This window comes from Chromobacterium indicum (assembly GCF_039708975.1).
Taxonomy (GTDB): domain Bacteria; phylum Pseudomonadota; class Gammaproteobacteria; order Burkholderiales; family Chromobacteriaceae; genus Chromobacterium; species Chromobacterium piscinae.
In genome coordinates, this window is record NZ_JAYFSJ010000004.1 from 43,947 (window position 1) to 56,287 (window position 12,341).

15 protein-coding genes are annotated in these 12,341 nt (G+C 64.9%); 11 read left to right on the forward strand and 4 right to left on the reverse strand.

Annotated elements, in window-relative coordinates; genetic code table 11:
• Window positions 1-11: 11 nt before the first annotated feature.
• Together VA599_RS06605 and VA599_RS06610 are read left to right on the forward strand one after the other, a co-directional pair.
• Window positions 12-602 carry a phosphoheptose isomerase gene (locus VA599_RS06605; RefSeq protein WP_021475806.1) on the forward strand — a complete coding sequence of 197 codons (591 nt, stop codon included), beginning with the start codon at window positions 12-14 and terminating at the stop codon, window positions 600-602.
• A 3-nt stretch (window positions 603-605) separates the two neighbouring features.
• The gene (locus VA599_RS06610) at window positions 606-1,193 is read left to right on the forward strand and encodes a BON domain-containing protein (protein ID WP_046158529.1); all 588 of its coding nucleotides are present in this window, start codon (window positions 606-608) and stop codon (window positions 1,191-1,193) included.
• 61 nt (window positions 1,194-1,254) lie between these two features.
• On the opposite strand, the gene VA599_RS06615 is transcribed toward VA599_RS06610, so the two are convergent.
• The 3 genes from VA599_RS06615 to tsaA form a co-directional block, all read right to left on the reverse strand.
• On the reverse strand, window positions 1,255-2,457 hold the full coding sequence (locus VA599_RS06615; protein ID WP_021475804.1) for a sensor domain-containing phosphodiesterase: 1,203 nt from the start codon (window positions 2,455-2,457) through the stop codon (window positions 1,255-1,257).
• A 170-nt stretch (window positions 2,458-2,627) separates the two neighbouring features.
• The gene (locus VA599_RS06620; RefSeq protein WP_346788025.1) at window positions 2,628-3,644 is read right to left on the reverse strand and encodes a Tim44 domain-containing protein; all 1,017 of its coding nucleotides are present in this window, start codon (window positions 3,642-3,644) and stop codon (window positions 2,628-2,630) included.
• Between the two features lie 54 nt (window positions 3,645-3,698).
• Window positions 3,699-4,397 carry a tRNA (N6-threonylcarbamoyladenosine(37)-N6)-methyltransferase TrmO gene (tsaA, locus tag VA599_RS06625; protein WP_346788026.1) on the reverse strand — a complete coding sequence of 233 codons (699 nt, stop codon included), beginning with the start codon at window positions 4,395-4,397 and terminating at the stop codon, window positions 3,699-3,701.
• Between the two features lie 130 nt (window positions 4,398-4,527).
• Here tsaA and VA599_RS06630 point away from each other — a divergent pair, with 130 nt between their 5' ends.
• Entirely contained in the window at window positions 4,528-4,986 is a 459-nt protein-coding gene (locus tag VA599_RS06630) for a hypothetical protein (RefSeq protein ID WP_346788027.1), read from the forward strand.
• A 61-nt stretch (window positions 4,987-5,047) separates the two neighbouring features.
• Here the strand turns inward: VA599_RS06630 and VA599_RS06635 are convergent, their stop codons facing one another.
• On the reverse strand, window positions 5,048-5,809 hold the full coding sequence (locus VA599_RS06635) for a GNAT family N-acetyltransferase (protein ID WP_346788028.1): 762 nt from the start codon (window positions 5,807-5,809) through the stop codon (window positions 5,048-5,050).
• 193 nt (window positions 5,810-6,002) lie between these two features.
• Here VA599_RS06635 and mnmG point away from each other — a divergent pair, with 193 nt between their 5' ends.
• The 8 genes from mnmG to VA599_RS06675 all read left to right on the forward strand — a co-directional run bounded on the left by mnmG (window position 6,003) and on the right by VA599_RS06675 (window position 12,335).
• The gene (mnmG, locus tag VA599_RS06640) at window positions 6,003-7,901 is read left to right on the forward strand and encodes a tRNA uridine-5-carboxymethylaminomethyl(34) synthesis enzyme MnmG (RefSeq protein WP_346788029.1); all 1,899 of its coding nucleotides are present in this window, start codon (window positions 6,003-6,005) and stop codon (window positions 7,899-7,901) included.
• Window positions 7,898-8,527, forward strand: a complete 630-nt coding sequence (gene rsmG / locus VA599_RS06645; protein WP_021474880.1) for a 16S rRNA (guanine(527)-N(7))-methyltransferase RsmG — start codon at window positions 7,898-7,900, stop codon at window positions 8,525-8,527. The genes mnmG and rsmG overlap by 4 nt, the downstream gene beginning before the upstream one ends.
• A complete protein-coding gene (locus tag VA599_RS06650) occupies window positions 8,524-9,315 on the forward strand; it encodes a ParA family protein (RefSeq protein WP_021474881.1) in 792 nt (263 codons plus the stop codon). Before rsmG ends, VA599_RS06650 begins: the two co-directional genes overlap by 4 nt.
• 4 nt (window positions 9,316-9,319) lie before the next feature.
• Window positions 9,320-10,177: a ParB/RepB/Spo0J family partition protein gene (locus VA599_RS06655; protein ID WP_346788031.1), complete on the forward strand. Its 858-nt coding sequence runs from the start codon at window positions 9,320-9,322 to the stop codon at window positions 10,175-10,177.
• A 91-nt stretch (window positions 10,178-10,268) separates the two neighbouring features.
• Window positions 10,269-10,631 (forward strand): ATP synthase subunit I, encoded by a 363-nt coding sequence (locus VA599_RS06660; RefSeq protein ID WP_021474883.1) that lies wholly within the window; start codon window positions 10,269-10,271, stop codon window positions 10,629-10,631.
• A gap of 10 nt (window positions 10,632-10,641) precedes the next feature.
• Window positions 10,642-11,454, forward strand: coding sequence for a F0F1 ATP synthase subunit A (gene atpB, locus VA599_RS06665; protein ID WP_021474884.1), 813 nt, complete (start codon window positions 10,642-10,644; stop codon window positions 11,452-11,454).
• 64 nt (window positions 11,455-11,518) lie between these two features.
• The gene (atpE, locus tag VA599_RS06670) at window positions 11,519-11,806 is read left to right on the forward strand and encodes a F0F1 ATP synthase subunit C (RefSeq protein WP_021474885.1); all 288 of its coding nucleotides are present in this window, start codon (window positions 11,519-11,521) and stop codon (window positions 11,804-11,806) included.
• 58 nt (window positions 11,807-11,864) lie between these two features.
• Window positions 11,865-12,335 (forward strand): F0F1 ATP synthase subunit B, encoded by a 471-nt coding sequence (locus VA599_RS06675; RefSeq protein WP_021474886.1) that lies wholly within the window; start codon window positions 11,865-11,867, stop codon window positions 12,333-12,335.
• Window positions 12,336-12,341 lie beyond the last annotated feature (6 nt).

Consider the following 12,341-nt stretch of genomic DNA (forward strand, 5'->3'; position numbering starts at 1 on the left):
GGGATTCCCCAATGGATCTGATTGACCGGGTCAACGGCCATTTCCTGGAAAGCATCGCCGCCAAGCAGGAGGCGATGGAGTTGCTGTCGCCCGGCGTGGCTGCGGCGGCCGAGCGGATGGTGGCCTGCCTGATGAACGAGGGCAAGATTCTGGCTTGCGGCAACGGCGGCTCCGCCGCCGACGCCCAGCATTTCGCCGCCGAGATGGTGGGCCGCTTCGAGAAGGAGCGCCCGGGCCTGGCGGCGATTTCGCTGGCCACCGACACCTCGGGGCTGACCGCCATCGGCAACGACTACGATTTCGACATGGTGTTTTCCAAGCAGGTGAGGGCGCTGGGCCATACCAACGACCTGCTGCTGGCGATCTCCACATCCGGCAATTCCGCCAACGTGATCGAGGCGGTTTACGCCGCCCATGAGCGCGGCATGAGCGTGATCGCGCTTACCGGCAAGGACGGCGGCAAGATCACTGAAATACTGTCGCCGGAAGATATACACCTGAACGTGCCGTCGCTGCGCACCTGCCGGATCCAGGAAGTGCATATCCTGCTGATCCACGCGTTGTGCGACGCCATTGATTGCATGCTGCTTGGAGGGGAGTAAGGAATGAAGCGCAACGCATTTGCATTGTTGCTGGCCGCGGGACTGGTCAGCGTTTTGAGCGGCTGCGTCGGCCTGGTGGCCGCGGGGGCCGCCGGCGGCGCGCTGGTGGCGTCGGACCGCCGCACCAGCGGCGCCTATGTCGACGATCAGGCGATTGAGCTGAAGTCCGGCGAGCAGATCGCCAACCGCCTGCCGTCGGCCCACGTCAACCGCACCAGCTTCAACCGCGCGGTGCTGCTGACCGGCGAGGTGCCGAGCGAGGAGGCCCGCCAGCAGGCCGAGCTGATCGTGCGCGGCCTGCCCAATGTGCGCCGCGTGTACAACTACACCACGGTGGGCCCGGTATCCGGCTTCTCCGAGCGCAGCAACGACACCTGGATCACTAGCAAGGTGCGCACCCGGCTGCTGGACGGCAAGGGCGTGAATCCGAACAACATCAAGGTGGTGACCGAGCGCGGCGTGGTCTACATGCTGGGCCTGGTGACCCAGGGCGAGGGCGTCGAGGCTTCGCGCGTGGTCAGCGAGACGGCCGGCGTGCAGAAGGTGGTGACGCTGTTCGAGTACATTCAGGACGTGACGCCGGCGCAGTAAGCGCGGCGCGCAATGAGAAAGCGGCCCATCCGGGCCGCTTTTGTTTTGTCCGCGCCGCCGCTTAAAGCGTGTCGTGCTGCGGCACCAGCAGGTCGGCGCACAGCACATGCAGGTTTTCGTCGATCTCGATCGCCATCGACATCGTCACGCAGGAGCGCGGGTCGGTCATCGACAGATAGGGCTCGCTCATGTACAGCACGCCGGGCTGGTCCACCGCGTGCTGGAAATAGCTGCGGCGCGACCACACCGCGCCGGTGGTGTCGGCCAGCGGGCTGTAGCGCGGGTCGGTGCTGGAGGCGGACTGGCGGCTGTTCAGGTTGCGGCCGATCTGCCGGCCCTCGCTGTCCAGCAGGAAGCAGCGGATCACGTCCGGCAGCGACAGCATGGGCTTGGCCGCCAGGTCGAACGGCGTGCTCTGCATCAGCGAGATCGCGCTTTGCACGAAGCATTGCCGCGCCAGCTCGATCTGGCGGCGGGTGAGCTTGCGCTTGAGCAGCGCGTGCGCCATCAATTCGTCCCAGCGCTCGTCCAGCCTGGGGGTGATCAGCTCGTCGGCGTCGGGGGCCTCGGCCGGCTTGGCGATGAAAAATCCCTGGATCAGATCGCAGCCGGAATCCATCGCCACCAGCACGTCGCGCTCGGTTTCTATGCCTTCCACCACCACCAGCGCACCGATTTCGTGCATCAGCCGCACCAGCCTGGACAGCAAGGCGCGGCTGCGCGGCTGGACGATGGCGTTGCGCAGCAGCTGGCGGTCGAACTTGACCAGGCTGGGCTCCAGCTGGCATACCCGCTCCAGATTGGAGTGGCCGACGCCGAAATCGTCTATCGCGATCATGAAGCCGTTGTTCTTCAGGATGTTGACGCCTTCGATCAGCGCCTCGTCCACCTCCAGCACGTGCTCCAGCACTTCCAGCACCACCTGGTGCGGCTCCAGGCCGGCCTGGCGGATGTGGTTGACCAGCGCCATTGCGCGGTCCGGGCGGGACAGCGAGGCGGCGTCGATATTGAGGAACAGCCAGCGGGGATGGTCGGACTGCAGCTGCAGGTAGCGCTGGATATGGGCGCGGCACACCGCCAGGTCGAGCTGGTGGCGCTGCTCGGGCGACACCGCGGTGTAGAAGGCCTCCGCGGGAGAGAGCGCGGTCTGGCCTTGTTCGGCGCGCAGCAACGCCTCTACCCCTATGCTGCGTCGGTGCGCCAGGCTGTAGACAGGCTGGAAGTGGCTGCCGATTTTCAGGCCGGCGTGCTCGAATGCTGTCATCGCGATACTGCCTCCGTGTCCAAGATGCGGGCTCTTTTGGCCCTTGTCCGCTGCTGAAGCAATCGGCATTCCAGTTTAGTGCATGGGCGTAGAAATAAAAAACGGGCCCTAGGGCCCGTCGTCAACGATTGTTAAGCGCGCGGCAAAAACAACAACCGCGCGCCGCCTCGTCAGTCTTGCTGGATGCCGGCCACCAGCCACTTGCCGCCGGTGCCGCCATCCTTCACGTAGTGCCAGGTTTCGGTGAACGGCACGGCCGGGGCGCCCACTTCCTCGCTGACATTGCCGCTGAAGGTGACGCTGGCGATGTAGGCGCCGTTCTCGACGGTGGCGTCGGACAGCTGGCAGTCCAGCTGCGAGAAGTCGGCCACGCCGCTGTTGCCGGCGATGTCGCCGGCCAGCGCGCTGAACAGGTCCGGCGTCATGTACTTGCGCACTTCTTCCAGGCTCTCGGGCGTGTTCAGGCTCTGCAGGTGCAGGAAGGTGGCCTTGGCCTGGCGCAGGAAGTGAGGGGTCTCGGTGCCGTCCGGCAGGCGCGCCGGAGCGGGCGCCGCGTTGAAGCCGCCGCCGAAGCCGTTGCCGGCCGGGGCCGCGCCGCCGTTCATGCCGGAGCCGATCTTGGGAATGGCGTCGAAGTTGGACTGGCCGTGGTTGTCGGCCATGCCGCGCGGCATGCCGGCCGGCTGCGGCGCGTTGGCGGCCGGGTTGCCGGCCTTGCGGCGGAAGAACATCATGCCGCCGACCAGAACCAGGCCCAGCAGCGCCAGCATGCCCCAGGGCATGCCGCCCTTTTCAGGCTGCTGCGCGGGCTGGTGGGCCGCTTGCGATTGTTGGTCGGCCGGAGCGGCGTTTTGCTGCTGGCCCTGTTGGGCGGCCTTGTCGTTGCCGGATGAGCCCGCCATGTAGCCGATGGCGGCGCCCGCCACCGCGCCGGCCGCGCCAGCCGCCAGCGCGGTGCCCACGCCGCTCTTGGCCGGAGCCTGCGCCGGAGGCACGGCTGCGCCGCGCGGCGCAGGCGCGGCCATCGGTTGCGGAGCCGGGGTGCTCGGCTGGTAGCTGCGGGTGGGGGTGGAGCGCTGCATGCCTGCGCTCTTGCCCTTGCCCAGGCGCGCGGCCTCGGCAAACGGGGTGGCCAACACGGAAACCATGGTGAAGGCGAGTACGATCGTCTTCGCGCGAGTGGTCATGTTTTATTTTCCTGGTAGGTTTGAATTGCCCGGATATGACCGGGCCGATGCGAATTAGTTTTGTGCCGCCGGCAGAATTTCAAGCACGCGCGCGACGCCGCCGGCGATGCCGAAGCGCACATTGTAGCAATACAGCGACACGCCGTAGATCCGTTCCGGATCGTCCTGGTAGGCCGGGCGCGGGTCCTGCGCCAGCACCTGCTCCACCAGCTGCGCGAAGCCGGCCGGCGCGTCCGCCTCGGCCAGATGTCGCCGCGCGGCCTCGCTCCATTCCACCCGCAGCAGCGGGGGAGGGCCGTCGACAAAGCCGCCGGCCGCATCCGGCCTCGATTCCACGAAGGGAATGTAGGGCTTGATGTCCAGCACCGGGGTGCCGTCCAGCAGGTCGGCGCCGGCCAGCTCCAGCGCCACGCCATAGTCGACGCTCACCGAAACCAGCTCCACCAGCGACAGACCCATCGGGTTCGGGCGGTGGGTGGAACGGCTGGCGAACACGCCCACCTTGGCGTTGCCGCCCAGCCTGGGCGGCCGCACCAGCGGCTGCCAGCCCCGGTCCATGGTTTGGTGGAACACGAAGCTGATCCAGACATGCGAAAACTCAGCCAGGCCGCGCACGCAGTCCGGGTGGTCGTACGGCGGCAGCAGCTCCAGCCTCACGCGGGCGGCGCTGACCAGCGACGGCTGGCGGGGAATGCCGAATTTCTCGCGATATGGCGAGCGGATGACGCCTATCGGTTCAAAGCTGTAGTTCATGCCGGGATTGTAGCATCTGCGATGGCTTGGGTTTTTGTCGTTGTTTTTTATTGTTTCGTGAAATAATTTTCATTTTTGCTTTGGTTTTTTAAAGAAAATTGGCGGGAGGCGGCGGGTGGAGCGCGGGAAAATGGAAACGCAGGGCGTCGCCGTCCGGGATGGCGCGCGCGGGATGGGCGTCTGGCTGATCACGACGGCGGGGCTGGTCGGGCTGGGAAGAGCGTGGCCGGCCATGGGTGTCGGCCTCGCTGTGCTAGGCATCGGCTTGGCGATATGGATGGTGTTTCGCGGGCGGCGAGCCGCAAACCGCTTGGTGGTCTGGGAAGCGGCCGGCAGGCTGCATCTGCGGGGGCTCTGGCTTACCCGAATCATTGACTGCGCGGAGCTGGCTGCCATCGGATTTTATTACCGAGGCCATGAGCCTGTCGGCATCAGGGTGTCGCTGCGTAGCGGCGGCGCAGTCGATTGCGCGTGCCTGGGGCCTTGGACAGGAGTGGAAGAGCGGGTGGCGTTCGCCGATGCGGTCGAGGCGTTCTGTCTCGACCGGGGCTGGCGTTTCGATGCCGGCAGCGGGCGCTGGCGGCCCTGAGCGCCGCGGCGGAAGCGGATGCAAGCCGGGCAGGGCGGCGGCCCGGCTTGCATCCGGCAGGTCAGGCTGCGGCCGCGCCGATGAAGTGCTTGTTGTGGCGCGCGCTGAGCCGGCTCAGCGGCAGCAGCATGAAAAAGTCGGCGCAGTTGAAGTCCGGGTCCCAGGCGGGCTCGCCGCAGACATGGGCGCCGGCGCGCAGGTAGCCCTTGATCAGCGGAGGTAGCGGCACCGGCGCGCTGTCGTCTATCAAGCGGTCCAGCGGCAGCGGCAGGTGGGGAAACACCCGCCATTCGGCCGGCGACAGATATTGGCCTTCCAGCTGGCGGTACAGGCTGACCGCCTGATGGCCGCCGTCGGTCAGCGACACGCTGGCGCAACCGGCGAGATAGGCGCCGCCTTGCTGCTGCACGTAATCGGCCAGGCCGGACCACAGCAGCGCGATCACCGCGCCGGAGCGGAAGTCGCGGTGGACACAGGAGCGGCCCACTTCGATCAGATTGTCGCGCAGGTTGGAGAGGCGGGAGAGGTCGAACTCGTGTTCGGAGTACAGGCTGGGCGCGCGGCGGGCGGCAGCCGGGGGCAGCATGCGGTAAGTGCCCACCACCATGCCGGTGTTGTGGTCCTCGACGATCAGGTGGTCGCACAACTCGTCGTATTCATCGCGGTCTATGCCCAGTTCGGCGGAGGTCAGTTCCGCGCCCATTTCGCCGGCGAACACTTCGAACCGCAGCTTCTGCGCGCGGCGGATATCCTCGGCGCCCTGGGCCAGACGCACGGCCAGGCGTGGTTTGCTTCTGCTTGCAAGCTGTTCATTTAGCAGCATGTTTTGCCCCTCGTTGTGGTTCGTCACATGCTAGGGGGGCTGTTTGACGTTGCGATGTCCATATCATGACTATGCGGTGAAGGGTCTTTGACGTTTCGGTGACGGCAGCGGGGTTATTGAAATCAAAGACTTATCAGCCAAACTGTTTTGGCGTAAAATAACCCGTTTTTCCGTTCGGTTTGCTCTTTCAGCCATGATTTATCCGACAAGCTTCGACGTGATAGTGGTGGGCGGCGGTCACGCCGGCACCGAGGCCGCGCTGGCGGCCGCGCGCATGGGCTGCGCCACGCTCCTTCTTACGCACAACATCGAAACCCTGGGCCAGATGTCGTGCAATCCGTCGATCGGCGGCATCGGCAAGGGCCATCTGGTGAAAGAGGTGGATGCGCTGGGCGGCGCGATGGCGCTGGCCACCGACATCGGCGGAATCCAGTTCCGCACGCTCAACGGCTCCAAGGGCCCGGCGGTGCGCGCCACCCGCGCCCAGGCCGACCGCGTGCTGTACAAGGCCGCCATCCGCGAGATGCTGGAGAACCAGCCCAACCTGACGCTGTTCCAGCAGCCGGTGGACGACCTGCTGATCGAGGGCGACCGCGTGGTCGGCGCCATCACCGCCATCGGCATCACCTTCCGCGCCAAGACCGTGGTGCTGACCGCAGGCACTTTCCTGTCCGGCAAGATCCACGTCGGCATGGAGAACTACACCGGCGGGCGCGCCGGCGACCAGGCGGCGAGCACGCTGGGCGAGCGCCTGCGCGAGCTGAGCCTGCCGGTGGGCCGCTTGAAGACCGGCACGCCGCCGCGCATCGACGGCCGCAGCGTGGACTTCTCGGTGATGGAAGAGCAGCCGGGCGACACGCCGGAGCCGGTGTTTTCCTATCGCGGCAAGCGCGAGATGCATCCGAAGCAGCTGCCGTGCTGGATCACCCACACCAACGAGCGCACCCACGACATCATCCGCAGCGGCTTCGACCGCAGCCCGATGTTCACCGGCGTGATCGAAGGCGTCGGCCCGCGCTACTGCCCGTCGATCGAAGACAAGATCAACCGCTTCGCCGACAAGGACAGCCACCAGGTGTTCCTGGAGCCGGAAGGCCTGACGACGCATGAGTTCTATCCGAACGGCATTTCCACCAGCCTGCCGTTCGACATCCAGCTGGCCGCCGTGCGCTCGATCCGCGGCATGGAGAACGCCCACATCCTGCGCCCCGGCTACGCGATCGAATACGATTATTTCGACCCGCGCGGCCTGAAGGCCTCGCTGGAAACCAAGGCCATCCAGGGCCTGTTCTTCGCCGGCCAGATCAATGGCACCACCGGCTATGAAGAAGCCGCCGCCCAGGGCCTGCTGGCCGGCCTGAACGCCGGTCTGTTCGCCCGCGAGCAGGACGCCTGGTGCCCGCGCCGCGACGAGGCTTACCTCGGCGTGCTGGTCGACGATCTGATCACCAAGGGCGTGTCCGAGCCGTACCGGATGTTCACCAGCCGCGCCGAATTCCGTCTCCAGTTGAGAGAAGACAACGCCGATCTGCGCCTGACCGAGATGGGCCGCAAGCTGGGCGTGGTCGGCGACGAGCAATGGGACGCCTTCTGCCGCAAGCGCGACGCCGTCGAGGCGGAAAAGACGCGCCTGCAGACCACCTGGCTGCATCCGTCCAAGTTGCAGGATCCGGACGCGCTGGCGCGCGTGCTGGGCAAGCCTATCGAGCGCGAATACACGCTGCAGGACCTGCTCAAGCGCCCCAACGTGGCCTACCGCGAGCTGATGGCGGTGCCGGAAGCCGCCGACGGCGCGCCGGAACTGGCCGACGAGGTTGCCGAGCAGGTGGAAATTCAGGTCAAATACCAGGGATACATCAATCGCCAGAACGAAGAGCTGGCGCGCCGCGACAATCTGGAAGACATCCGTCTGCCGGGCGACATCGACTACGGCCTGGTCAAGGGCCTGTCCAAGGAAGTGCAGCAGAAGCTGAACCAGCAGCGTCCGGAGACGCTGGGCCAGGCTTCGCGCATCCAGGGCATCACCCCGGCCGCCGTCGCCCTGCTGATGGTGCACCTGAAGCGCGGCTTCACCGACGCTAAGACCGCATGACACTACATACCACCGAACTGAAACAGGGGCTGGCGCAACTGGCGCTGGATTTGACCGAACCGCAGCTGGAGCTGCTGGAGCGCTATCTGGCGCTGCTGGTCAAATGGAACCAGACCTACAACCTCACCGCGATCCGCCAGGAAGAGCGGATGGTCAGCTATCATTTGCTGGACAGCCTGAGCCTGGTGCCGCACCTGGCCGGCGGCACGCGCATGCTGGACGTCGGCTCCGGCGGCGGCATGCCCGGCATCCCGACCGCCATCGCGCGGCCGGACCTGCAGGTGGCGCTCTTGGATTCCAACCACAAGAAAACCACCTTCCTGCGCCAGGTGGTGCTGGAGCTGGGCCTGCCCAATGTGCAGGTGGTCACCGACCGCGTCGAGGCCTACCAGCCGGAGCAGAAGTTCGATCGCATCACCAGCCGCGCGTTCTCGGAGCTGTCCGAGTTCGTCAAGCTGACCCGCCACCTGATGGCCGACGACGGCCAGTACGTGGCGATGAAGGGCGTGTATCCGTATGAGGAAATCGCCTTGCTGCCGCAAGGCGTGGCGGTTTCGGAGGTGCTGCCGGTAACGGTGCCGGGGCTGGACGCCGAACGCCATCTGGTGAGGATGGTGCTGCAATGAATCCACGCGTGATCGCGGTGGCCAACCAGAAGGGCGGGGTGGGCAAGACCACCACCGTCGTCAATCTGGCGGCCGGTTTGGCCGAGCTCGGCCGGCGGGTGCTGATCGTCGATCTGGACCCGCAGGGCAACGCCACCATGGGCAGCGGCATCGCCAAGCAGTCGCTGGAGAAGTCCGGCTACGACGTGCTGCTGGGCGAGGCCACCATCGAGGAGGCGCGCCAGGACGCCAAGGCCGGCGGCTACCACGTGCTGCCCGCCAACCGCGATCTGGGCGGCGCCGAACTGGAGCTGGTCAACGAGTTGGCGCGCGAGGCGAGGCTGAAGAGCGCGCTGGCCGAGGTGGCCGGCCAGTACGACTACGTGCTGATCGACAGCCCGCCGTCGCTGAACCTGCTGACGTTGAACGGCCTGGTGGCCGCCGACAGCGTGCTGATCCCGATGGTGTGCGAGTACTACGCGCTGGAAGGCCTGTCCGACCTGGTGGCCACGCTGCGCAAGGTGAGGGTGGCGGTCAATCCCAAGATCGAGATCATGGGCTTGCTGCGCACCATGTTCGACGCCCGCAACAACCTGTCGCAACAGGTGTCGGAACAGCTGGCCCGCCATTTCGGCGAGAAAGTGTTCCAGACCGTGATTCCGCGCAATGTGCGCCTGGCCGAGGCGCCCAGCCACGGCCTGCCGGGCCTGGTCTACGACCGCAGCTCGCGCGGCGCCCAGGCTTACCTCGCGCTGGCGCAAGAGCTGGTCGAGCGCCTCGAACCCGCAACCGCAACTCCCACCGTCTGACAATATGGCCAAACTCAAAGGATTGGGGCGCGGACTCGACGCGCTCCTGTCCACCGTTGACGCGGTGGACGACAGACTTTCCACGCTTCCCATCGACAGCATCCGACCCGGCAAGTACCAGCCCCGCAGCTTCATGAACGAGGCGGCGCTGGACGAACTGGCCGCGTCCATCCGCGCCCAGGGCATCATCCAGCCGCTGATCGTGCGCGAGCTGGGCCTGGGCGACTACGAGCTGATCGCCGGCGAGCGCCGCTGGCGCGCGTCGCGCAAGGCAGGCCTCTCCGAGGTGCCGGTGGTGATCAAGAGCGTGCCCGACGAGGCTGCGCTGGCGATGGCGCTGATCGAGAACATCCAGCGCCAGGAGCTGGACCCGATAGAGGAGGCGCAGGGCATCAAGCGCCTGGTCGACGAATTCGGCCTGACCCATGAGGCCGCCGCCGACGCGGTGGGCCGCTCGCGCAGCGCGGTGTCCAATCTGCTGCGCTTGCTGGCGTTGCCGCAGCCCTTGCAGCAGATGATGCACGAGGGCCAGCTGGAGATGGGCCACGCGCGCGCCTTGCTGAGCCTGCCGACGGTTTTCCAGCTGGAATTGGCGAACGAAGCGGTGCGCAAGGGCATGTCTGTGCGCGAGGTGGAGCGCCGAGTACAACAGCATGCTGCGCAAAAAACCACAGTTGCGCCGCAACAAAAACGCGTCGATCCCGACGTGGCGAGGCTGGAGGAACAGGTTTCCGAAGCCATCGGCGCCCGTGTCAGCATCCGCCAGGCATCCGGCGGATGCGGCAAGCTGGTCATAGATTATGCGAGTCTGGACGAGCTGGATTTCCTGCTTGAGAAACTGCAAAAAAATCCTAAGAAATGAGTTTGTTGCAACGCAAAAAGTCTGCTGGAGCAAAGTTGACGCAACTCAAGCCCAAAGCCTATAATCCAGCGGTTTTTTTGCACTGGCGATCATGATCTATTCGGAAGTGAAGCGCGTGCTGCGCCTGCAGGCCAGTTTGGTCGGCCTGGCCGTAGTGGTCGCGCTACTCGCCAGCGCAGGCAGCGTGACTGTCGCCGTGTCCGCCCTGCTGGGCGGTTTGGCGGTGCTGGCGCCGGCCCTGGTGTATGCCAGGATCGCTTACGCCAAGCGTCACGTGGCGCCCGCGGCGCTGATCAAGGCGCATTTTCTGGCCGAGGCGGTAAAGTTTTGCCTGACCGTACTGTTAAGTGGTGCGGTTTTGGCCAGTTTCAAGGATTTGTCCGTAGTTGGATTTTTGGGTGGGTTCTTTGCCGCCACCTCCGGCTACGGCTTCGGGCTTCTAATCAAAAATTGAGAAAAGAGCGATGGCAAGCAACGCAACCGATTACATCAAGCACCATCTCACCTTCTGGAATTCGGATCCTTCCGCCGGTTTCTGGAGCCTGCACGTAGACACCTTCTCCATTTCGCTGGTTCTCGGCTTCCTGTTCGCCGCCGTGTTCGCCGTGGTGGCGCGCCGCGCCAGCATCGAAGCGCCGGGCCGCCTGCAGCTGTTCGTCGAGATGATCGTCGAGATGGTGCAGACCCAGGTTCGCGAAGTGTTCCACGGCAAGAGCAAGATGATCGCCCCGCTGGCGCTGACCATCTTCTGCTGGGTGTTCCTGATGAACTTCATGGACTTGTTCCCGGTAGACCTGTTCCCGATGGCCGCGCAGTGGATCGGCTACACCTTCTTCGGCCTGGAGCCGCACCACGTGTACTTCCGCGTCGTGCCGTCCGCCGACGTGAACTCCACTTTCGCCATGTCGCTGTCGGTGCTGATCCTGATCGTCGGCTTCTCGATCAAGGCCAAGGGCCTGGGCGGCTGGGGCAAGGAACTCTTGACCGCTCCGTTCCACAGCTCCCACCCGGTCGGCGCCATCATCCTGGCCCCGCTGAACTTCGCGTTCCAGCTGGTCGAACTGGCCGCCAAGCCGATTTCGCTCTCTCTTCGTTTGTTCGGCAACCTGTACGCCGGCGAACTGATCTTCATCCTGATCGCGCTGCTGCCCTGGGGCCTGCAGTGGGTGCTGGGCGCGCCGTGGGCGATTTTCCACATCCTGATCATCACCCTGCAGGCCTTCGTGTTCATGATGCTGACCATCGTGTACCTGAGCCTGGCGGTGGAAGCGCACTGATTTACCGTAGATTCATCCTTCTTTTTACCCAACCATCCTTGCTTTAAGTCTTAGGAGATACACAATGGAAGCACTCGTTTCTCAGATTCAGTCGATGACCGCTATCGCTGCCGCTCTGATCATTGGCCTCGGCGCTCTGGGCACCGCTATCGGCTTCGCCATTCTGGGTGGCAAGTTCCTCGAGTCCTCCGCTCGCCAGCCGGAAATGATCCCGGTTCTGCAAACCAAGCTGTTCATCATCGCCGGTCTGCTGGACGCGATCTCCATGATCGGCGTTGGTGTTGCCATGCTGTTCACCTTCAACAACCCGTTCCTGTCCGCTGCCCTGGCTATCGTTAAGGCGGCTCACTAATCCGTTTCCGACGGATATGTAGACGGTTGTTGCAGTCATACTCTGGAGGAAAACAAGCGTGGAATTTAACGTAACACTACTGGGCCAGGCGATCACGTTCGCCATCCTGGTATGGTTCACCATGAAGTTTGTTTGGCCTCCGCTTACCAACATGATGGATGAGCGGGCCAAGCGTATCGCTGATGGCTTGGCCGCCGCGGAACGCGGCAAGCAGGATCTGGAAGCCGCTGAAAAGCGCGTTGCGGACGAAATCCGCAAGGCGAAGCAGCAGGCTACCGAGATCGTGGTTGCCGCCGAGAAGCGTGCTAACCAGATCGTGGACGAAGCCAAGGAAGCGGCGCGCACCGAAGGTGCCCGCATCGTGGCCGACGCCAAGTCTGAAATCGACCAGGAAGTGCTGCGCGCCAAGGAATCCCTGCGCGCGCATGTCGCCGACCTGGCCGTTTCCGGCGCCGAGAAGATCCTGCGCAAGGAGATCGACGCCGCTAAGCACGCCGACCTGCTTGCCTCCATCAAAGCGGAGTTTTAACTAACT